The sequence below is a fragment of the Pseudomonas trivialis genome, assembly GCF_001439805.1.
In the GTDB taxonomy this organism is placed as follows: Bacteria; Pseudomonadota; Gammaproteobacteria; order Pseudomonadales; family Pseudomonadaceae; genus Aquipseudomonas; species Aquipseudomonas trivialis.
The window spans coordinates 167202-187664 of sequence record NZ_JYLK01000011.1; the positions used below are offsets into that span (position 1 = coordinate 167202).

Annotated in this window: 20 protein-coding genes and 1 tRNA gene; 13 read left to right on the forward strand and 8 right to left on the reverse strand. The window is 60.0% G+C overall.

Annotated features, from left to right (window positions below; all coding sequences use genetic code 11):
- The first annotated feature begins 399 nt into the window (after positions 1–399).
- Positions 400–831, forward strand: a complete 432-nt coding sequence (locus TU79_RS17115; protein WP_057009084.1) for a GNAT family N-acetyltransferase — start codon at positions 400–402, stop codon at positions 829–831.
- 34 nt (positions 832–865) lie between these two features.
- Here the strand turns inward: TU79_RS17115 and TU79_RS17120 are convergent, their stop codons facing one another.
- The gene (locus TU79_RS17120) at positions 866–1105 is read right to left on the reverse strand and encodes a DNA-binding protein (protein WP_057009085.1); all 240 of its coding nucleotides are present in this window, start codon (positions 1103–1105) and stop codon (positions 866–868) included.
- A gap of 82 nt (positions 1106–1187) precedes the next feature.
- Here TU79_RS17120 and TU79_RS17125 point away from each other — a divergent pair, with 82 nt between their 5' ends.
- From TU79_RS17125 to TU79_RS17145, 5 genes are all read left to right on the forward strand, one after another.
- Entirely contained in the window at positions 1188–1553 is a 366-nt protein-coding gene (locus TU79_RS17125) for a helix-turn-helix domain-containing protein (protein WP_057009086.1), read from the forward strand.
- Positions 1554–1702: 149 nt separating this feature from the next.
- Entirely contained in the window at positions 1703–2344 is a 642-nt protein-coding gene (gacA, locus tag TU79_RS17130) for a response regulator transcription factor GacA (protein WP_003190387.1), read from the forward strand.
- A gap of 1 nt (position 2345) precedes the next feature.
- Positions 2346–4169 carry an excinuclease ABC subunit UvrC gene (gene uvrC, locus TU79_RS17135; protein WP_057009087.1) on the forward strand — a complete coding sequence of 608 codons (1824 nt, stop codon included), beginning with the start codon at positions 2346–2348 and terminating at the stop codon, positions 4167–4169.
- Positions 4170–4201: 32 nt separating this feature from the next.
- Positions 4202–4762: a CDP-diacylglycerol--glycerol-3-phosphate 3-phosphatidyltransferase gene (pgsA, locus tag TU79_RS17140; RefSeq protein WP_003232771.1), complete on the forward strand. Its 561-nt coding sequence runs from the start codon at positions 4202–4204 to the stop codon at positions 4760–4762.
- Positions 4763–4822: 60 nt separating this feature from the next.
- Positions 4823–4898 (forward strand) — tRNA-Gly (locus TU79_RS17145).
- Between the two features lie 368 nt (positions 4899–5266).
- Here the strand turns inward: TU79_RS17145 and TU79_RS17150 are convergent.
- Complete coding sequence (locus tag TU79_RS17150; protein ID WP_057009088.1) at positions 5267–6145, reverse strand: LysR family transcriptional regulator; 879 nt, start codon at positions 6143–6145, stop codon at positions 5267–5269.
- A gap of 158 nt (positions 6146–6303) precedes the next feature.
- On the opposite strand from TU79_RS17150, the gene TU79_RS17155 reads away from it, so the two are divergent.
- The 7 genes from TU79_RS17155 to TU79_RS17185 all read left to right on the forward strand — a co-directional run bounded on the left by TU79_RS17155 (position 6304) and on the right by TU79_RS17185 (position 13425).
- Complete coding sequence (locus TU79_RS17155) at positions 6304–7341, forward strand: amino acid ABC transporter substrate-binding protein (protein WP_057009089.1); 1038 nt, start codon at positions 6304–6306, stop codon at positions 7339–7341.
- A 35-nt stretch (positions 7342–7376) separates the two neighbouring features.
- Positions 7377–8531: an amino acid ABC transporter permease gene (locus tag TU79_RS17160; protein ID WP_057009090.1), complete on the forward strand. Its 1155-nt coding sequence runs from the start codon at positions 7377–7379 to the stop codon at positions 8529–8531.
- A gap of 2 nt (positions 8532–8533) precedes the next feature.
- Positions 8534–9628, forward strand: a complete 1095-nt coding sequence (locus tag TU79_RS17165) for an amino acid ABC transporter permease (RefSeq protein WP_057009091.1) — start codon at positions 8534–8536, stop codon at positions 9626–9628.
- Positions 9625–10395 (forward strand): amino acid ABC transporter ATP-binding protein, encoded by a 771-nt coding sequence (locus TU79_RS17170; protein ID WP_057009092.1) that lies wholly within the window; start codon positions 9625–9627, stop codon positions 10393–10395. Before TU79_RS17165 ends, TU79_RS17170 begins: the two co-directional genes overlap by 4 nt.
- Positions 10392–11348, forward strand: a complete 957-nt coding sequence (locus tag TU79_RS17175; RefSeq protein ID WP_057009093.1) for an isoaspartyl peptidase/L-asparaginase family protein — start codon at positions 10392–10394, stop codon at positions 11346–11348. Before TU79_RS17170 ends, TU79_RS17175 begins: the two co-directional genes overlap by 4 nt.
- 69 nt (positions 11349–11417) lie before the next feature.
- A complete protein-coding gene (locus TU79_RS17180) occupies positions 11418–12521 on the forward strand; it encodes an alpha/beta hydrolase (protein WP_057009094.1) in 1104 nt (367 codons plus the stop codon).
- A 409-nt stretch (positions 12522–12930) separates the two neighbouring features.
- Positions 12931–13425 carry a DUF2165 family protein gene (locus TU79_RS17185; protein WP_057009095.1) on the forward strand — a complete coding sequence of 165 codons (495 nt, stop codon included), beginning with the start codon at positions 12931–12933 and terminating at the stop codon, positions 13423–13425.
- Between the two features lie 91 nt (positions 13426–13516).
- On the opposite strand, the gene TU79_RS17190 is transcribed toward TU79_RS17185, so the two are convergent.
- The 6 genes from TU79_RS17190 to tssF form a co-directional block, all read right to left on the reverse strand.
- Entirely contained in the window at positions 13517–14029 is a 513-nt protein-coding gene (locus tag TU79_RS17190; protein ID WP_057009096.1) for an Hcp family type VI secretion system effector, read from the reverse strand.
- 106 nt (positions 14030–14135) lie between these two features.
- On the reverse strand, positions 14136–14984 hold the full coding sequence (icmH, locus tag TU79_RS17195; RefSeq protein ID WP_057009097.1) for a type IVB secretion system protein IcmH/DotU: 849 nt from the start codon (positions 14982–14984) through the stop codon (positions 14136–14138).
- The gene (gene tssK, locus TU79_RS17200) at positions 14977–16323 is read right to left on the reverse strand and encodes a type VI secretion system baseplate subunit TssK (protein WP_057009098.1); all 1347 of its coding nucleotides are present in this window, start codon (positions 16321–16323) and stop codon (positions 14977–14979) included. The genes icmH and tssK overlap by 8 nt, the downstream gene beginning before the upstream one ends.
- A 37-nt stretch (positions 16324–16360) precedes the next feature.
- Positions 16361–17710 carry a type VI secretion system lipoprotein TssJ gene (gene tssJ / locus TU79_RS17205; RefSeq protein WP_057009099.1) on the reverse strand — a complete coding sequence of 450 codons (1350 nt, stop codon included), beginning with the start codon at positions 17708–17710 and terminating at the stop codon, positions 16361–16363.
- Positions 17707–18729, reverse strand: a complete 1023-nt coding sequence (gene tssG / locus TU79_RS17210; RefSeq protein WP_057009100.1) for a type VI secretion system baseplate subunit TssG — start codon at positions 18727–18729, stop codon at positions 17707–17709. The genes tssJ and tssG overlap by 4 nt, the downstream gene beginning before the upstream one ends.
- Complete coding sequence (tssF, locus tag TU79_RS17215; RefSeq protein WP_057009101.1) at positions 18693–20459, reverse strand: type VI secretion system baseplate subunit TssF; 1767 nt, start codon at positions 20457–20459, stop codon at positions 18693–18695. The genes tssG and tssF overlap by 37 nt, the downstream gene beginning before the upstream one ends.
- Positions 20460–20463: the final 4 nt, after the last annotated feature.

Consider the following 20463-nt stretch of genomic DNA (forward strand, 5'->3'; position numbering starts at 1 on the left):
AGGTATCAGGCGCGCCAGTGGCTGAACCAATACCCAAAATAAAAGCTGACCAGCGCACTCGAACTGTTCACGCGGGCAGACGCAACCGAGCGCTGTGCGCTGGCAGCAGGGCAAACCTGAGTGTGAGTGAGTTGTAGCATGGTCGCTCTCCGAAATGATGGTGCCGAGCTTACTAGAGGCGCCCAGGCAGATTCAATCAGTAATTTCTATTGCCCGGAGGTACTTACCGCTATGGGGTAAGTGCCGATATGCTGGTCGCCTGTTGATGATGATTGATCGGATGCGAACATGACTGTCCTGACCCTTGCTGCTGCTCAATTCATTTCCGTTGCTGGCGAGGCGCTGGTAATTGCCCATCGCAATGGCGCCCAGTGGACTGGCCGGGTGGTGGCGCTGTAAATGGCCTTTTACCTTCGCGCAGCCACGCAACATGACTTGGCTTTTGCCCGCACGCTGACCCACGAAGCCATGAACAATTACTACCAGCAGTACGGCTTGCTGTGGTCCGACAGAGGCTTCGACAGCGCCTGGGCGGATCGGGAAAACTGGTTGATTTGCCGGGACGCCGATGTCCTTGGCTTTATCAGCCTGAGTCGTGACAGCCGGGCGCTCTATATCCGCGAGCTGCATATGATCGAGGGCTGTCGTGGAATGGGGGCGGGAAGCTGGGTGCTGCAACAGATGGCGTTAAAAGCGCAGGCGCAAGGCCTGTTGCGGTTGACCGTGTTCAAGACCAACCCGGCGCGCAGGCTTTATCAGCGCATGGGCTTGAGCATCGTCGGTGAAGAGAATTGTTTCTGGCGAATGGAGCAGATTTGCCGCGCAAGCTAACCATGCGTCAAATCCTAATAAGCGCATACTGGCCTCAGGAACCACATTCCTGATCTTCGTTCTGGCTCTCAGCCTCAGCAAGGATGATCCCATCCTTCATGCCCAAAAGGACCGCTACCTTATGGGCCTCCCCACGCCGCCCCTTTTTGCGCCCAGCGAGCACTTGATAGGTGGTTGCCGGGTCCACGCCATGTTCACGGGCGAACGCTTGCACAGACTTTCCTTGATGTTCCAGCCAGGCCTTGGCTTGTGCAGCAGTGCGGATTCCGGGCATAGTTCAAAACCGTTCAAGTTTGTTTAACTAAGAAGTGAATATGTCACCTCTTGGGGTGTGCAAAATAGGATCATACATCCAAATGAGTGGAATCGGTTCGCGTTTAAGGCAAGAAAGAGAGCGGCTTGGCCTGTCGCAAAAAGTTTTTGGTGAAAATGGCGGCGTGGAGGCCAACGCACAGGGCAAATATGAAAGCGGCGGTCGGGCGCCTAAAGCCGACTATCTGTCTCGAGTGGCCGAGAAAGGCGTGGATGTGCTTTACGTGCTCACAGGCAACGCCACACCGATTCAGCTGGAGAATCTGAGCCAGATCGAAGAGAAAGTGCTGGGTGATTACCGTGCCATGTTCAAGGAGGACCAGGATGCTATCCGCCGCCTGACCTCGACCTTGGCTGAGCACTCTATTACGGTAAACGGCAAACCCAGACAGCCGCCTCAGGAATCCTGACGGGTTACCCAGAAAATGCGCCGTTCGTCATCCGACGAACAGGCGCGCGGCGCCAAAAAATCATATATGACACGTGCAACTAGGTCTATGCCTTGGTTTTTTGCTAAGGTGTTCGGCAATGTATTAAGACCATTTCGCGAGGTGTCTGCTTGATTAGGGTGCTAGTAGTCGATGACCATGATCTCGTTCGTACAGGCATTACACGAATGCTGGCTGACATCGACGGCCTGCAAGTAGTCGGCCAGGCCGAATCAGGAGAAGAGTCCCTGATCAAGGCCCGGGAGTTGAAGCCCGATGTGGTGTTGATGGACGTCAAGATGCCCGGCATCGGCGGGCTTGGGGCTACGACCAAACTGTTGCGCAGCCATCCGGACATCAAGGTCGTGGTGGTTACCGTGTGCGAGGAGGACCCGTTTCCGACCCGCCTGTTGCAGGCCGGTGCCGCCGGTTACCTGACCAAGGGCGCAGGCCTGGCAGAAATGGTACAGGCCATTCGCCTGGTATTTGCCGGCCAGCGGTATATCAGCCCGCAGATCGCCCAGCAGTTGGCCATCAAGTCTTTCCAGCCCACCAGTGATTCGCCGTTCGATGCGCTGTCGGAGCGGGAAATCCAGATTGCCCTCATGATCGTCGGCTGCCAGAAGGTGCAGACGATTTCGGACAAGCTGTGCCTCTCACCCAAGACCGTCAACACTTACCGTTATCGCATTTTCGAGAAGCTCGCCATCAGCAGTGATGTTGAATTGACCCTGCTTGCGGTGCGTCACGGCATGGTGGACGCCAGCGCCTGACATGACCACGCCGTTTGATCCCAGTGCTTTCCTCTCGACCTGCAGTGGCCGCCCCGGCGTGTACCGCATGTTCGACAGCGAGGCGCGCCTGCTGTATGTGGGCAAAGCCAAGAACTTGAAGAACCGTCTGGCGAGCTACTTTCGCAAGACCGGCCTGGCGACCAAGACCGCCGCCCTGGTGGCGCGTATCGCCCAGGTCGAAACCACCATTACCGCCAACGAAACCGAGGCGCTGCTGCTTGAGCAGACGCTGATCAAGGAATGGCGGCCGCCCTACAACATCCTGCTGCGTGACGATAAATCCTACCCCTACGTCTTTTTATCCGACGGCGCCTTTCCGCGCCTGAGCATTCACCGTGGGGCCAAGAAACAGAAGGGCAAGTACTTCGGGCCCTATCCCAGCGCCGGCGCGATTCGCGAAAGCCTGAGCCTGTTGCAAAAGACTTTTTTTGTGCGCCAGTGCGAAGACAGCTTCTACAGAAACCGTACTCGCCCGTGTCTGCAATTTCAGATCAAGCGTTGCAAGGCGCCTTGTGTTGGCCTGGTCGAGCCAGCGGAGTACGCCGAGGATGTGCGTCATTCGGTGATGTTCCTCGAAGGGCGCAGCAATGCCCTCACCGATGAGCTCTCCGGCGCCATGGAGCAGGCGGCCAGTACCCTGGATTTCGAGAAGGCCGCCGAATTGCGCGACCAGATCTCGCTGTTGCGTCGCGTGCAGGATCAGCAAAGCATGGAAGGTGGCACCGGTGACGTCGATGTGATCGCCGCCTTCGTCAACCCCGGCGGTGCCTGTGTGCACCTGATCAACGTTCGTGGCGGCCGGGTGCTGGGCAGCAAGAATTTCTTCCCGCAGACCGGTATCGACGAAGAAGTGGCTGAAGTCATGGCCGCGTTTCTCGGCCAGTACTACGTGAGCAGCCCGGAGCGCGATCTGCCCTCGGAGCTGATCGTCAACGTGGTGCACGAAGACTTCCCCGCGCTCATCGAAGCGATTCACGAGTTGCGCGGCCGCGAGCTGGACATCAGCCACCGCGTACGCGGCACCCGTGCGCGCTGGCAGCAATTGGCCGTGACCAATGCCGAACAGGCCCTCAGCGCGCGCCTTGCCAATCGGCAGCACGTTGCCGCACGGTTTGACGCGCTGGCCGAAGTGCTCAAGCTCGAGGAGCCACCACAGCGTCTGGAATGCTACGACATCAGTCACTCCAGCGGCGAAGCCACCGTGGCCTCCTGCGTGGTGTTCGGGCCGGAAGGGCCGATCAAATCCGATTATCGGCGCTACAACATTGAAGGCGTGACGGCCGGCGATGACTACGCGGCCATGCACCAGGCTCTCATGCGCCGCTTCAGCAAACTGAAGGAAGGCGAGGGCAAGTTGCCCGATATCCTCCTGGTGGACGGCGGCAAGGGCCAGCTGTCCATGGCCCGCGATGTGCTCAATGAGCTGGCGGTGCCGGACCTGATCCTGCTCGGCGTGGCCAAGGGGACGACACGCAAGGCCGGTTTCGAAACGTTGTACTTGAATGACGCCGCCCATGAGTTCACCTTGAAGGGCGATTCACCTGCGCTGCACCTGATTCAACAGATCCGCGACGAAGCCCACCGATTCGCCATTACCGGCCACCGCGCCCGTCGTGGTAAAACCCGTCGAACCTCAACCCTGGAAGGGGTGGCAGGGGTAGGGCCGACGCGCCGACGCGACCTGCTTAAACATTTTGGTGGCTTGCAGGAGCTGTCCCGTGCCAGCATTGACGAAATAGCCAAAGCACCCGGTATCAGTAAAAAGCTCGCTGAGCTGATTTATGCAAACCTGCACAGCGAATAGAATGCCTTTCCACCTCGTAGCCAGTTGTGCCGATGAATATCCCTAATCTGATCACCGTTCTACGCGTCCTGCTTATCCCGATTTTCATTCTGTTGTTCTATTTGCCCTACGAATGGAGCTATGCAGCGTCAAGTTCCGTGTTCGCTTTCGCCGCCGCCACCGACTGGCTCGACGGCTACCTGGCCCGCCGACTGGAGCAAAGCACGCCGTTCGGCGCGTTCCTCGACCCCGTGGCCGACAAGCTCATGGTGGCTGTTGCCCTGGTATTGCTGGTGCAGGAACACGGCAATCTGTGGCTGACCCTACCGGCCGCGGTCATCATTGGCCGCGAGATCGTGGTCTCGGCCCTGCGCGAGTGGATGGCCGAAATCGGCGCCCGCGCTCACGTTGCCGTTTCCAACATGGGCAAGTGGAAAACCGCCGCGCAGATGCTTGCGCTGGTCATTCTGCTGGCCAACCCGTCGGACTTCTCCTTCTGGGTGCTGACAGGCTACGCCTTGCTGCTGATCGCCGCCGGTCTGACCCTGTGGTCCATGCTCCAATACCTGCGCGCTGCCTGGCCGCATCTGCGCACGACAGTCGAAAAGAAATAAAACTTTTTTGAATCAAGGTGTTGACGAGCGCCGAGGATTCTATAGAATGCGCGTCACCAAGCGGGAATAGCTCAGTTGGTAGAGCACGACCTTGCCAAGGTCGGGGTCGCGAGTTCGAGTCTCGTTTCCCGCTCCAAATATTTTTCTATAGACTTCTTTCGAAGTACTTAGAAACCAAAAAAGAGGCTTCGGCCTCTTTTTTCGTTCCCGTAAGTTCCACGCGAAAACACGACCATCCACGGTTTCCTGGTACATTTTTAGTGCATTAATCCGGCGCTTGGTAAATCACGTTTTCGTGTGACCTGCCTCTCTGAAAACCGTAAAAATCTCTTCTGTTCAAGCTAGACGGCGATTGTACGATGGCGCTCACCGATTCGGCTGTCAGGCACGCCAAGCTCTGGGCCAAGGATTACAGTTTCAGGTCATAAAAAACCAATCATGTCCGTTAATGCTTCGCGCCCGGTGCCCTACTTGGTTGGTCTGGCCATCTTTCGCGATCTGCAATCAGGTACCCGCCAGACGCGCCCATAACGCTTGCGCCTGCGTGTTGCGGTTACCCAGCCAGCGCACCAGTATGACCTCGAGGTGGTCAGGCTCCATTTGCGGATACAGCCTGACCAGTTCGCCCTGTTCAATCATCCCCGCGACCATGGTGTGGGGCATGCAAGCGACACCGTGGCCGTTGGCGACCATGGATTTGAGCGCCTCGGACACCGTCGCTTCGAATACCCGTTGCAGGCGTTCGGGTTGCGGGTGGCGACTGACCTGGGTGCGCGAGAGTTCGTGCAATTGGGCGCTGCGCGAATAGGTCAGCCACGGAATCGGACCCTCTGACTGAGTGCAATGCTCAGCCAGTTGGGGCGTGGCGACCCAGTAAAGCTCGTCGTGACCCAGCGACAGTGTTTCGAACTCCTCACGCTGGGCGTAAGCCTGCGATTCAGCTTCCCGATAAAACAGGATGAAGTCGCAGCGGCCGGACAGCAAGGCCATGTAGTAATCATCCGTGCTGCGGTAGCTGGTGTCGATGCGGGTAAACACCCGCTCGCCTGGCGGCATTGCGTGGCTGATCCAGTCCGGAAAGAAATTGCAGGCCAGGGTGTGCAGCGATGCGAAGCTCAACGGGCAATCGAGAATCTTCACGCTCTGCTCACAGTCGCGTGCCAGGCGTACCAGTTCCAGGGCGTTCGGCAGCAAGGCCTGGCCGGCGACGGTCAAGCGGATGGGATTCTTGCGACGGTCGATCAGGACTGCGCCCAGGCGCGTTTCCAGCAATTGGATGCGCCGACTCAAGGCGGATTGCGATGAGCCACGCATGCTCGCAGCGGCGGTAAATTTCCCCGTGTCTGCCAATGCGAGGAAATCCTCGTACCACTCAATATCCATAGTTATTCCAATAGTCGATAGGCCGAACTGGAAAGTGAATCAATCGGCGCTAACGTTACCTTTCGATGGCTGGTTATTGTATTGATGAGCCCAAGCCTGCAAAGACCCTTTGGGTGCATCGTCGATCATAAGAACAACTACCGCCCTGGGGCAATGTTATGCATAAAGTGAATGGTCTGAACGCGTTGCTCAAGACGTGCTCGCTGGCGTTGATCCTGTTCGGCGCCTGCACGGCACAGGCAGGTGTGCTGGAAAACGTAAAGGCTCACGGTAGCCTGCGTTGTGGTGTGGCCAGCGACAAGCCGGGGTTTTCGATCATCGATAACCAGGGCCGATGGACCGGCATGGATGCTGACCTTTGCCGAGGCATCGCGGCTGCAGTGCTGGGCGATGCGAACAAGGTGGAGTTCATTGCCACCACCGGCAAAAACCGTTTCACCGCGCTGGCCTCTGGCGAGATTGACGTGCTGTCGCGTTCCACCTCATGGACGGCGGACCGCGTGGCGAGCCTGGGCGTCGACTTTACGGCGATCTGGTTCTATGACGGGCAAGGCTTCATGACGCATGCCGAGGACAAGATCGCCAAGCTCACCGACCTGGCAGGCGCGACCTTTTGCCTGTCGCCAGGCACCACCTCTGAGCAGAACCTTGCAGACTATTTCGGCAAGCGCGGCCTGACCTTCCGCACGGTGGTCATTGAGAAGAGCCCTGAACTGTTCGCCGCCTTCCAGAAGGGCCGGTGCAATGCCATCACCAATGACATGTCCGGCCTGGCGGCGCGTCGCGCGTTGTTCAACAAGCCTGACGATTACCCGCTGCTGCCCGAGGTCATTTCCAAGGAGCCGCTGGGGGCTTACGTCGCGCAGGGCGACGCCGTGTGGCGCAACATCGTGACCTGGACCGCCTATGCGTTGATCACGGCCGAAGAGCTGGGCGTGGATTCCGACAACGTCGATAAGCTGCACGCGGACAAAACCGCGTCAGCCGATGTCGCGCGTCTGTTGGGCACCGACGGCAATGTCGGCAAGGCGTTCAGCCTGGACAGCGATTGGGCCTACCGGGCGATCAAACAGGTCGGTAACTACGCGCAGATCTATGACCGTAATCTCGGCCCACAAACCGGTTTGAACTTCCCGCGTGAAATGAACCGCCTCTGGAAAGATGGCGGGTTGTTGTACGCGCCACCGATCCGCTGAGTGGCCGACTTCAATCAACGAAACGGGATGTAGTCATGTGGACCCAACGATTTAACCGTGCACGCCTGCTGGGTGCGCTGCAGCAGGGGCTCGTGCTGCTGCTGGTGGTGCTGGTGTTTTATGGCCTGGCACACAACGCAAGCCTCAACCTCAAAGCCCTGAACATTGCGTCCGGTTTCGGCTTTCTGACGGACCGGGCAGGCTACGACATCAGTTTCCAACTGATCGACTACGCGCCCTCCGACAGCTATGGGCGGGCGTATCTCGTTGGCCTGCTGAATACCTTGCTGGTGTCAGTCATCAGTATCGTGCTGGCAACGCTGATCGGTGTGCTGCTGGGCGTTGGCCGGGTTTCGGAAAACTGGCTGGTCAATCGCCTGTGCGGGATGAGTATCGAGTTTCTGCGCAACGTGCCGTTGGTGGTGCATCTGATCTGGTGGTACGGATTGATGCTCGCACTGCCCAGCGTGCGCCAGGCGTTCTCGCTGGCAGACGTGTTTTTCCTGAGCAACGCGGGCCTGCAGGTGCCGTGGCCGCAGCAGGGCGCAGCCGTCGGCTGGGGCCTGGTGTTGATGGGCGTGGGCGCACTGTCCGCTATCGTCGCCTTCAAGTGCCGTGATGCCCGTGCCCGCTGGCGTGGTTTTACGCCACGCCGCTGGCCCTGGGTGCTGGCGTGCGCGTTATTGCTGCCCATGCTGGTGTACGCGGTCAGCGGTACCGCGTTGCACTGGGATGTGCCGACCCGCCAGGGCTTCGGGTTTCACGGCGGTGCCACCCTGGTGCCGGAGTTGCTGGCGCTGTGGCTGGCGCTTTCTTTCTACAGCGCCAGCTACATCGCTGAAACGGTGCGTGCCGCCACCCAGGCGGTGCACCGAGGCCAGTACGAAGCAGCGAAGGCGCTGGGCTTTGTGCGAGGCATCGCCATGCGTCAGCTGATTGCACCGCAAGCGCTTTACGCCATGGTCCCGCAAATAACCAACACCTACATGAACATCGTCAAGAACTCATCGCTTGGCGTCGTGGTTGGGTTCATGGAACTGGTGTCGTCCACCGGCGGCACCACGTTGAACCAGACGGGGCAGGCTATCGAATGCATTGTGCTGGTGATGGCGACCTATTGTGTGATCTGCCTGGTGATTTCTCTGACGATGAACGTTTACAACTATCGCATCAGCAAGCGGGGGCACTGAGCATGAATGAATTGACTCATATCGCTCCAGCGCGCTTGCCACCGCAAGCAACCTTTGCGGTACGCACCTCGCGCTGGGTGCGCCAGTCGATGTTCCCGAGCGTTGGTCACTCGTTGCTGACTCTGGTGGTGCTTGCACTCCTGGCGTGGTGCATCCCCAAGGCACTCAACTGGCTGGTACTGGACGCGACGTTCGTCGGCAGCACCCGCGACGCCTGCAACCCTCACGCCGCCTGCTGGTTGCCGGTCATCGAGCGCTGGAATCTCTTCGTCTACGGTTTCTATCCGGAAGCTCAGCGCTGGAGAGTCAACCTGGCATTCCTGCTGGCGGTCGGTGCGTTTGTTCTGTTGTTTTTCAAGCGTCTGGACCGCCGTGCCTTGCTGGCGTACCTGGTGATGTTGCCGCTGCTGATGTGGTGGCTGCTCAAGGGCGGCGCAGGCCTGCCAGGCGTTTCGTCGACGCAGTTTGCCGGCATGACCGTGACCGTGATGCTGGGCACCATCGGCATGATTTTCGCGCTGCCGCTGGGCATTCTGTTGGCGCTGGGGCGGCGCTCGAAGAAGCCGGTCATCCGCCTTCTCTGCGTGCTGTACATCGAGCTGGTGCGCTCGGTACCGGTGATCAGCCTGTTGTTCATGGCATCGCTGATGATCCAGTTGTTCCTGCCGCCGGGCGTGGCGTTCGACATTCTGTTGCGGGTGCAGGTGGTGCTGATTCTGTTCACCGCGGCCTACATGGCCGAAACCGTGCGCGGCGGCTTGCAGAGTCTGCCCAAGGGGCAATACGAGGCGGCGCAGGCGCTGGGCTTCGGTTACTGGAAAACCATGGGGCACATCATCCTGCCGCAGGTACTCCGGCAGACCATTCCTCCACTGTTGACCCAGTTTATCGGCCTGTTCAAGGAAACCACGCTGGTGATGGTTGTCGGCGTGCTGGACATCGTCGGCATCGCCAGCAGCACGGCCGCGTCGGCTGAATGGGCGGGGCATGACCACGAGATCTACATCTTCCTTGCCCTGTACTTCTTCATTATTTGCTTCGCGTTGTCGCGCTATGCCCGGCATCTCGAAAATCACCTGGAGCATGACCGCTCATGAACATTGCCAATCACACCGATGTCGGCCCTGTCGTGCGTATCGAAAACCTCAACAAGTGGTACGGACAGACCCATGTGCTGCGCGATATTTCACTGTCGGTGGCGCCGGGTGAAAAGCTGGTGATCTGCGGGCCTTCGGGCTCCGGCAAGTCGACACTCATTCGTTGCATCAACCAGCTCGAGCAGCACCAGCAGGGCACGATCGAAGTGCTGGGCCAGGCACTTGACGGCAAGCGCCTGGAGCAGTTGCGTCGCCAGGTGGGGATGTGTTTCCAGAGCTTCAATCTGTTCCCGCACCTTACGGTGCTGAAGAACTGCACCCTTCCTCAAACCGCCAACCTGGGTGTGCCGGTGGCCGAAGCCATCGAGCGCGCCTTGCAGTTGCTGGACAAGGTGAAGATGCGTGATCACGCCAACAAGTATCCCTCGCAGCTGTCCGGCGGCCAGCAGCAACGCATCGCCATCGCGCGCGCACTGTGCATGCAGCCACGGATCATGCTGTTCGATGAGCCGACCTCCGCACTGGACCCGGAAATGATCGCCGAAGTGCTTGAGGTGATGACCGGCCTGGCCGAAGACGGCATGACCATGATCTGTGTGACCCACGAAATGGGTTTCGCTCGCAAGGTGGCCGACCGTGTGGTGTTCATGGATGGTGGAGAAATCATTGAGCAGGCGCCGCCTTCCGAGTTTTTCCATTCGCCGCAGTCGCCACGCACGCAGCGCTTCCTCAACCAGATCCTGAACCATGGGGCGCAGCCGGCATGACATCTCCTATCGCAATCGCGTTGCACGGCGGGGCCGGCGTCCTGCAAGCGGGCGTTTTGAGCGCCGAAGACGAGAACGCTGTGCACGCCAGTCTGCTGAGCGCGCTCAAGGCCGGACTGAGCATCCTGGAGGAGGGCGGCAGCGCGCTCGACGCCGCCCAGGCCAGCGTGGTGGAACTTGAGGAGTGTCCCTGGTTCAACGCGGGCAGAGGCGCCGTATTCACGGACAAGGGCGATCATGAAATGGACGCCGCGATCATGAGCGGCGACCACCGTGAAGCGGGCGCCGTGGCCGGGATCCATTTTGCGCGCAACCCCATCAAGGCTGCGCGTGCGGTGCTCGAGCACAGCGACCACGTGCTGTTGTCCGGCGTCGGTGCCGACCAGTTCGTTGCCGCCCGGGCGCTGGAGCAGGTCGACAATGCATGGTTCGACACCGAACTGCGCCGCAGGCAATGGCAAGCCCAACGCATGAACCCGCAAACGCTCAGCCTGGAACCCGGCGGTATCGAGAAAAAGTTCGGCACGGTGGGGGCGGTGGCATTGGACCGCAGCGGCCAGGTGGCCGCGGCGACATCCACCGGCGGCATTACCAACAAGCGTTACGGACGCATCGGTGATACGCCGCTGATTGGCGCCGGCACCTGGGCCGACAACCGCAGCGCGGCTATTTCCGCCACCGGGCATGGCGAATTTTTCATTCGATGTGCCGTCGCCCACGACATCGCCGCACGCATGCGTTACGCCGGCGTCAGACTGCGCAAGGCGTGCGACCAGGTGGTGCTGGGTGAGCTGAAAGCGGTGGGCGGCAACGGCGGCGTGGTTGCCGTGGCCCCTAACGGCGATACCGCGCTGGTGTTCAATACACCTGGCATGTACCGCGCCTGGCGCGATGCCGAGGGCGGGCTGCATACGGCGATCTACGCCGCGGAGGATCGGTTGCACGCTCAATAAACAGCGACCTGAGCGTCTTGATGAATATTGATGTTGTGATGAAGACCCCCTTCAACCTGGAGCGCATTGATGAAGATAATAAAAACGTTAAAGAACGCCAAAGGTGTTCTGCTGTGTGTCCCTTTGTCCATCGCACTGTACGGATGTCAGCAGTTACCGCCCAAAGCGGTGGTTGCCAACGCCGACGCCGAACTCGATGCACCGGTTAAAAAAGTGGGCAATCAGCAACTGCTGGTCCGTGGCCCGAGCGGCGAAGGCGTGATTCCGGTGTTTGCCAGTGGCGATATCAACGCGGTAGCGCCGGACGTCACGAAAGTGTTTATCGTCATACATGGCACGCTCAGAAACGCCGATACCTATTTCGCAACCGGTCAACAGATCCTCGCGGGCGCTGGATCGCTGGGCAAAGGGACAATGATGGTTGCCCCGCAATTTCTGACGGCTCCGGATGTGAACGCCTTCTCGCTGCCTGCCCGGAGTCTGGCGTGGACGCAGGAGGGCTGGAAAGGCGGAGAGGCGGCGGTCGGGCCTGTGCCCCTCAGTTCCTTTGCGGCGCTTGATGCGCTGCTCGAGCATTTTGCCGACAAACGTCGTTACCCGGCGCTGTCCAGCGTGGTGTTGATGGGGCACTCGGCCGGTGCGCAGATCCTGCAACGTTATGCCGTGGTGGGGCGAGCCGATCCGATATTGACGCGTGCCCATATCGATCTTCGCTACGTGGTCGCGAATCCATCCAGCTATTTGTACTTCAGTGACGAACGCCCCGACAGCCAGGCTCTGGCCGGCGGTGCGTGCCCGGAAGCGACGAAATGGAAATATCAACTCAAGGACGGCCCCGAATACGTGTCAGCGCAGAATGTGAAAACGCTGGAGTCCGACTATGCCGCGCGCAATGTCGTGTACCTGCTCGGTGAGGCAGACACAGACCCCTACAAACACTTCATCGATCGGTCATGCGCGGGTATGTCGCAAGGGCCTTATCGGCTCGCGCGAGGACGCGCTTATTTCGATTACATGAAAAAGCGGCATCCGGCACACTTGAAACAGAAGGTGGTCATGGTGCCAGGCGTCGGCCACGATAATTTGAAAATGTTTACCTCCAACTGCGGGATGGCTGTGCTGTTTGGCCAACCGACTCCCAAGACCTGTCCGGTCATAACGGGCGCTAAATAGCCGGAGTGGACGCGAAGCGTCTTTTGATAGCGCTCCATGAGTGTGCGCGTCAATAAGGCGCTCCGCGTTTGGATACTGTGGTGTTAATAAGCCTCGTTCGTTAGCACGCTATTTGTGGGCAGTATAAATTCTCCCAGGGCATACAGCGGCTCACGACCCGTAGTCAGTGCTGCATATTGCACAGCGTTGTTTCTCTCGCTTTTGATGTTCATGCAACCAGCCCGCGCCATCGCATGGTTATTAAAATGCCTAACCTGATTTCTTCTCTTGGAAGACTAAGCACCCTGTTCGACCATCGCGCGCAGGCGATTCAGACAGTTCTTACTTAACAAACGGATATTTGCCGGATTCCGCGCTGTGGCGCAGGTGTAGCGTGCTGCGCACTTCAGACCTCACTCAGGAAATCAGCATGCTTACCCGTTACGCAAAAATGTCCATGGTCGCGATGTTGGCGGCCTTCGCTGCGCTGGCGGCGTTCAATAACCTCAGCGATTACACCTCCAATTTCAACTTCGTCCAGCACGTACTGAGCATGGACACCACCTTTGCCGGTAATAGCGCCATGTCGCGCGCGATCCATGCCCCATGGCTGTGGCACGGCGCCTATTGGTTGATCATTGCCATGGAGGCGTTGACGGCCATATTGCTGAGCGTCGGTGTGCTGATGTTGTGGCGCGCCAGGCACCGCAGTGGTCAGCAGTTCAACCGCGCCAAGGCCTTCGCCGTTGCGGGCTTCACTGTAGGCCTGCTGGTCTGGTTTTTCGGCTTTATGGTGATCGGCGGCGAGTGGTTCTTGATGTGGCAATCCGAGGAATGGAACGGCCAGAACGCGGCATTCAAGTTCTATGCGGCGATTTTGGGCGTGCTGGTATTTCTCAACCAGTCGGATGCGGATCGCAACTGACGCGCTTGATGCCTTCACCTCTTGGTCTCCTGAAAATGATCGAGTCAGTGAATATTCCGCCGCGTGTGCGGCGGAACATCCAGGTTGGCGGTTAAGCCGGTTTGCGCCAGTCATCCGAGGCTTCGGTGCCAGCCACCACATGGGTCCAGCTGACCTTGCGATAGGCCAGGCTGGTCTTGATGAGCTGGGTGTAGTTTTCGTTGCTGCTGTTTTGCGCGTGGGGCAGCACAGTGTGAATATCCACGACGGTGGCGTCTTCCAGTTTGGTGGTGAAGAAGTGCTCTTGCTTGCCGTCCCCCGAGGTGCGGAACCACTTCACCTCAACGGTCGGCAGCATTTCGCCGGTGGCCAGCGCCTGGTAGAGCAGGGGCGAGGCCTTGCTCAGGGCACTGGTGAAGATCAGCGGTTTATGCACTCGCTGGCCCGCCGGTTGGCCGCTTTGCGGGTCGGTGGGTGCGGCAATCTGATGGTCGATTTCCTGGGCGAGGATTTCGTCTTCGTGGCCTTCCACGTAAACGTTGCCCACCGAGTCGGCGGTGAACGCGCCCTTCGTGATGTGGCCCTGGTTTTTACCGTGGATGCTGATGTACGCAGGTGTTGGCATGACAAGTTCCTTGTCGCGATCAAGTGAGCGGCCCCGTGGGGTCGCGGTTTATGGCCGAAACGGCCATGGCTTTGCAGGTGCTCGGCATGAGCACACTGAAAATCGATTACAGCTGAAGCACTCGCTCCAGCGACACCAGCACCTGCTGGGTGATGGTGTTAAGGCGCATTGAATAGATTGTGCAGGCGACCGTCAGCACGGCGGCGGCCAGGGCCCACGGCGCCCACAACGGCCAGGCGCGTGTGATCCGGTAGTTGCGCGGCGCGACGTTTTTCAGTGGGTCGGTCAGGCGCTTTGAGGTCTCGCCGCGCAAGGGACGCAACAGGTCGTGCAGTTGGTGGATGATCTTCTGCAGTTCGTCATCGCCCTTGATGTGGGCACCGTATTTGCCCTTGAGGCCGGAGATCAGGCACTGGTACATGAACTCCAGCACATGCTGGTACCGGGCGGCTTCCGGGATCATGTTGTTCATCACGGTGAAGAATTTTTCGCCCCCTTGAGTCTCCCCATGAAACTGGCTGAGCAACGAGCGTGCGCCCCAACTGGAGAGCCTGCCCCAGGCGGTGCGCATGACCACCTCGTCCACCAGCAGGCACAAGCTGTAGGAGTAGGCCTTGAGCATGCCGGCGTCGTAGTCGAGCTGGCTGACTTCTTCCATGATGGTGATGATCTGGTTGCTGACGCTCAGGCACAGCGCGGGCACGTCGTCGTGCTGGTCCAGGCGGCGCAGGCGGATGACCAGACCGATCAGCGGCGTGGCGGCATCGCACAGCGGGTTCCAGGCCTGGCCGCGCATGTCGAATGCCGGATCTGCGAGCAAGGCAGGAGGCCTTGGTTTGGCCTGTTGCCCTGTGAAGTCCGGTTCCTTGCTGCTGGCGGCCTGTCGCAGATAGCTGAATGTCAGGCTGTTTTCATCTGTTTTGGGCGTGGTTTCGCTGGGTTTGATCTCACTCATCTTTCTCGTTCCTGATTGCCCAGAACTGCAGCTCCAGCGCCGGGAATTCACCGGCAATGTGAAAACCGAACCCGCTGCCACTGCTCAGGCTCTGCCAGGTGGGATGGTGACGGTCGAGTTCGAAATAGCTGAAGCCGGCATGGAACGGCAGGTGCCGTGGCGCCACCGGCAGCGGCATCAGCGGGATACCCGGCAGTTGCAGGCTGACCAGTTGTTCCAGGCCTTCGGTTGAGCTGATCTTGATCTGTTTGGGCAGTTGCTGGCGCAGGGTTTGCGCTGGCAGTTCGGCGCGCACGGCGAGGATGAATTGGGCGTTGTCCAGCAGACGCTTGTCGTTCAACGCGGCAGTGCGAACGCCATACTGTTGAACGACGACAGGCAACGACACCGCACGCGGTTGCAGCACCGTGCCCAGAGCACGGCGCAGCGTGTGCTCCAGCATCTGGAACGACTCGTGCAGGTTGTCGTGCTGGTAGGCCGGGTATTCCTGGGGCAGGTGACCTTCGTCGGTAAAGGTCACCAGTTCACCGCAAGCCTGGGCCAGTGCGACATACAGACGCTCCGGGTGGACCTGACGTTGGCGCGCCAGGTGCTGGAACAGCGGGAACAAGCGGTTGAGGGTTTGCAGCAGGTTGAAGTCTGTGACGTCAGCCACCCCCGACTGCCCCGGTGAACCGATGCGCTGGGCCAGGTTTTTGGCGCGTTCGCGCATCAACCCGGCCACTTCACCGAGGTAGCGATGCAGCGCTGGCACCGCTTGCAGGGACAGGCTGGTGGGGTAGAAGTGCTCATCCATCACCAGGCTGCCATCCGGGCGCTTGTCTTTTATCCTGCCCAGGGCGATGCCGGTGAAAGCACTGCGATCGCTGCTTTGGAGCATCAATTGCAGGTTGGGCACGGCCAGGTCCATGCCGACCTGATCACCGTCATCGCTATGGGTATCGCGGATTTCCTCACGACAGGCGATGTAGCGGCTGTTGCCGTACTGGTCGGGCCAGCGCACTTCGAGGGCGCCGTTGGCGCGCAGCGGCAGCGCCAGGTAGACGATCTGGCCGACCGCGCTGCTGTCAGCGATCTCCAGTGGGGAGGGCGGGGCCAGGTCCCGTGGAATGTCGAAGACGCTGCCGTCGGGCATGATTCCACGTGCCTGGGTAATGGCAACCTTGCCAAAGCTCAGGTATTCGCTGTTCAGCGTCAGTTCGCTGAAGCCGTAAAGGGTGTCGTTGACGCTCTGCAGGCGCTGGTGCACGGCGGCTTCGGCGGCACGGGCCTGTTGCTGGAAGTGCTGGGGTTTGACGAACAAACCTTCATGCCAGATGACGGGGTTGCGTGAATTCATCGGTAATTACTCTGGGCAAAAGCGGCTGAAAATAACGTCATCGGGTTTCTCCCTTGAGGCTGACCTGAACGGCATCCAGTTGCACCAGTACCGCGTACTGGCGGCCTTTGGGCTCGACGCGCAGGCGCTGTTTCCACTGGCCGACGTCAGTGCTGTGGTAGTTGGCAATCACCGCGATAAACCGGGTGTCTTCATCCAGGGCGCGCAGGTCGATGAATTTGAATTGGCCGGGGTTGAGCAGGTAGTCGTCGGCGCGGATGCAGGTGCTGCCCAACGTCTTTTTCAGGTCTTCGGCCATGGCCTGAGGGCTGGCGTTGACCAGCAGCGAGTCATCGGTCAACTGCAAGACCTTGAAGGCGATGGGCGTGGCGACGTGCTCCAGCGCGGGGTTGCCCCTGGGCGTGGTCAGGCGCACGCCTTGGGCGTCGTAGTCGCCCAACAGCGCGTCTTCGATGGGCGACATCGGCACTGCCGGCGCTGGCTCAACGCTCAGTGGTGACTGGGCCGGCACGCTTTCGTAAAGGTGACTGAGCAGGGTTTGCACCTTGTCCGTCAGGGCTTGTGGGCTGGTTGCCTGCACGTTTAGTGTGTAGGGCGAACGGCTCGCGTCTTCATCCAGTGCCGTGCCGGTGCTGATCAGACGCGGGTTGACGTCGTCGCTGGCGTACAGGCTCAGGGAGTAGCGGCTGGGCTGATCGTCGGGGCCGCCGACCGGGATCGACGGCGTCCAGATCACTTGGCCGATTTTGCCGAGCAGGGTGCAGCCGCCGAGGGTGAGGCAGGCGAGCAATAAGGTGCCCAGGCGCAGGTTGCTGAATAGGCTAACGCTGCGCTTGTGTGCAGGCGCGCCAATATCAGCCCGCGCTTCGGGCGGCGGCGCCTTATGCATCGCTCGCAGCGGATCGCCTTGCTCCGCCAAATCCACCGGTAGGCAAAGGCGCTCGAATTCCGGGCAACTGGCAGGTCGCCTGTCCACTGGTGGCCGACTCGGCAGGTCTTGCTGGTGCCACACGTGCATGCCCTCAGGATGATCGCCGAGCAGCTCATCGAGCGAACGCTGCCCCGAGGCGTGCTCACCCAACTGCACCGCAACCTGATACGCACCAATCTGCAACCGATCACCGTCGTTGAGGCTTATCGCAACATGGCGCTCAAGTGGCAGGTCGTGGCCGTTGACGTAGGTTCTACCGCTGCGGTCGATCACGCAGAACCGTCCTTCGATGACGCGAATGTCACAGTGGTTGGGCTGTACGCTGTTATGCCGATCTTCCAGACGCCAGTCCACCGCGGCACTGCCGATGCTGCCGCCCTGTGGGCCAAATTGATGACCGGGCAGATACCCGTGCAGCAACTGCGCAGGGTTGCTGATAACCAGGCTCAGCTTCATGCGCGCCCCCGAATCCGCACCACGGCGCGATGGCGTTGTTGCCGATGTTCGATAAAGCTGGTCCAGCCCAGATGGGTGCCGCTGGCGCGTTGCAGGTTGAACGGCGGTACATCGTCTTCGTGCAGTCCCAGCTCCAGGTCGTAGGCGGTGGCGTCGCGCAGCAGAAAGTCCATCAACTGGCGCAAGCGCCCGAACTGATTGCCGCTGGGCAAAAACTGGCGAAAGCGTGTCTGGGTCAGGTTGGGAATCACCAGCGTGAATTTGCTGGAGCGGGTCTTGCTGCGATCACCCACCACAAAATCGCTGCCCAGGGTGCCGTTGGCCTTGCCCAGCGCCAGGCGCTGACGCTGCGGCAAATTTACCGAGCGCACCTCGAACTCACGGATATAAACACCGTGCAGATCAAAGCTGTGCTCGACAATGCCCGACACCATCGAAGGCGAGCGGCTACGGCTGGCGATCAAACCGGCAAAGCTCAGCAGGCGGCCCCAGGGCAGTGGCGTCGCGCCGCGCAGGTCGTTGTCGTTGAGCCCGACCATGGAGAATACGTAACGCGAAAACCGGTCGCTGGCCTCAGCCTGAAAGCGAATGTAATAGCGGTACTTGCGCCAGCTGGTGTGCAGCAGGGTCAGCAAACGATGGTTGAAAAAATCCATGAACGCCGGACGAATGCCGCGCTCCTGGTGGTGTTCGTAAGCCAGGCGATCCAGGTAATAACCGGGCAGCGGTGAGTCGCTGCCGTGCAGGCCAAAGAAATTGGTCTGCAAGCGGTAGCGCACCTCCTCGCGCCCATCTTCCACGCGCGCAGCCAACACCACATCGGAGGCTGGAAAGCCCAGCCCTGCATGGCTTTGCAGGCGCACGCGGCGGCGCGCCGCCGCACTCAAGGGCCGCGCCTCCAGGTCATCGCCATGCAAGGCGTGCAAATGCTCCAGCAAACGGTGAAATGAGTAGTTCCGCGCGTCGGCCAGCAGCACATCGGCTAGATCACGGGTTGTCTGCCGGTCAACAGTGGCCATTCATAGCACTCGTTGTTGGTGGTATTGATCACTTCCAGGCGGTGGAAGGAGTTGATGCTGGCGTACAGGGCGAAGAAGTGCGAAAGCACGCTGGCGAACAAGTACAACTCGCCCTCGCAGAGGAAGGCGTTCTGGTCCAGTTGCAGGCGGGTCTGCACGCCGCGCACCGGCTGGCCTTTCATCAACCAGTCGATGGGGGTGGTCACGGCAGCCTGAATACCGTTTAGACGTTTGCGTGTTGCGCGGGCCTGTTGCAGGTCGTGCAGGGCGGCAAAGTCATAGGCGCGGATCACCGCCCTGAGCGGCTCGGCCGACAGCAACGACAGGTAGTTCAGCGACAGATTGGAAATCAGCGTCCAGTGCAGGCTCGCATCCAGCACCGGCCGGTAGCTTCGCGTCGGGGCAATCAGATTGGTATAGGTGGCAAATGAAGGCGTGACCTCGGTGGACAGCGACACATCCCCCACGCCGAGCCGTTGCGGCAGGTCGCGGTTGCTGCAGGTCAGTTCGATGGACGCTGCCTCGTGTTCGCCGATGTACAGGCTTTCATCGCCGCGCACGAAGGCGATGCGATGACGCAAGCCCTCACGCCCGTGGGACGCCTCGATATGCGTGCGAAAGTACAGCGAGGTGCGGCCCCGGGCATGTTCGATTTCATGCTCGAATGACTCGAACGGCGTAAAACGCCGTAACGGATCACCGGTTCGCTGCTTGTCGGCGACGTCCCAACCGGCCACGTGGTCGACACTGAAAATTTCATAAGCATCGTGGCGGTTGCCCGTGGGGCTGATACGCCGTTCCTGGCTGCGTCCATCCAGCGCGATGGGATCGGCGTCGTGGCGGAACAGATTGACCGCCGGCGCACAGAACAGGTGAACGTCGGATGTGCGCAAATGCGTATTGACCGGCATCGGCCGGGAGAACTGAAATTCGAAGCGAATATGTCCGCTGCTGACGGCCGGCCAGACCTTGGCAAGTCGGGTCAGGCTGAAAAAGTGGAACCGCTGTGGGAACACAAAATATTCCTGCAGGATGCGGTAGCCATCGAACACGTTGCGCGGGTAGGGCAGCAGTGCTTCTTCGGCGGTGAAACCGGGAAAGCCGAGCTCTTCGGGGCTCAGGTGATAAGGCGTGTTATTGACGTACAGCGTGATGCTTTTGAGGTAGTGGGCCAGCCACAGGTAGAGGGTCAGTGCGGTGGCAGGGTCGCCGCCCAGGTGGAAGTCCAGTTGGTCGCAAGCAAGGCTGTCGAGCGGTTGCGGGGTCAACACGGTGAGGTCGATGCGCAGTGTCGAGGCTTCGCGGCTGTGGGCATCGCTGACGGCCTGCAACGCCAATGGGTACAGGTTGACGTCAGTGCACGTGCGAAACTCGCAGGAAATGCCGTCCACAGGCTTGGCAAACAGCCGCGTCCCCTTGGGAATCACCTTGCGTTGACTGATCGCATTGGGCAGTGGCTCGAAGCGGATGATGGTCGCGCTGGGCAAGGGCCGCAGGTAATTGGGCCAGAGCATGTGCAACAGCGGATGGGTCAGCTCCGGCAAATCGTCGTCGATCTTCATGCCGAGCTTGGCCGTGAGGAAGGCAAAGCCTTCCAGCAACCGCTCCACGTCCGGGTCGCCAGCCTCGTCGCCCAGAAACTGCGCCAACTGTGGATTGTCCTCGGCGAACTCGCGGCCAAGCTCGCGCAGGTAGCGCAACTCCTCGGCAAAGCGTTGTTTCAAGTCCATTGCA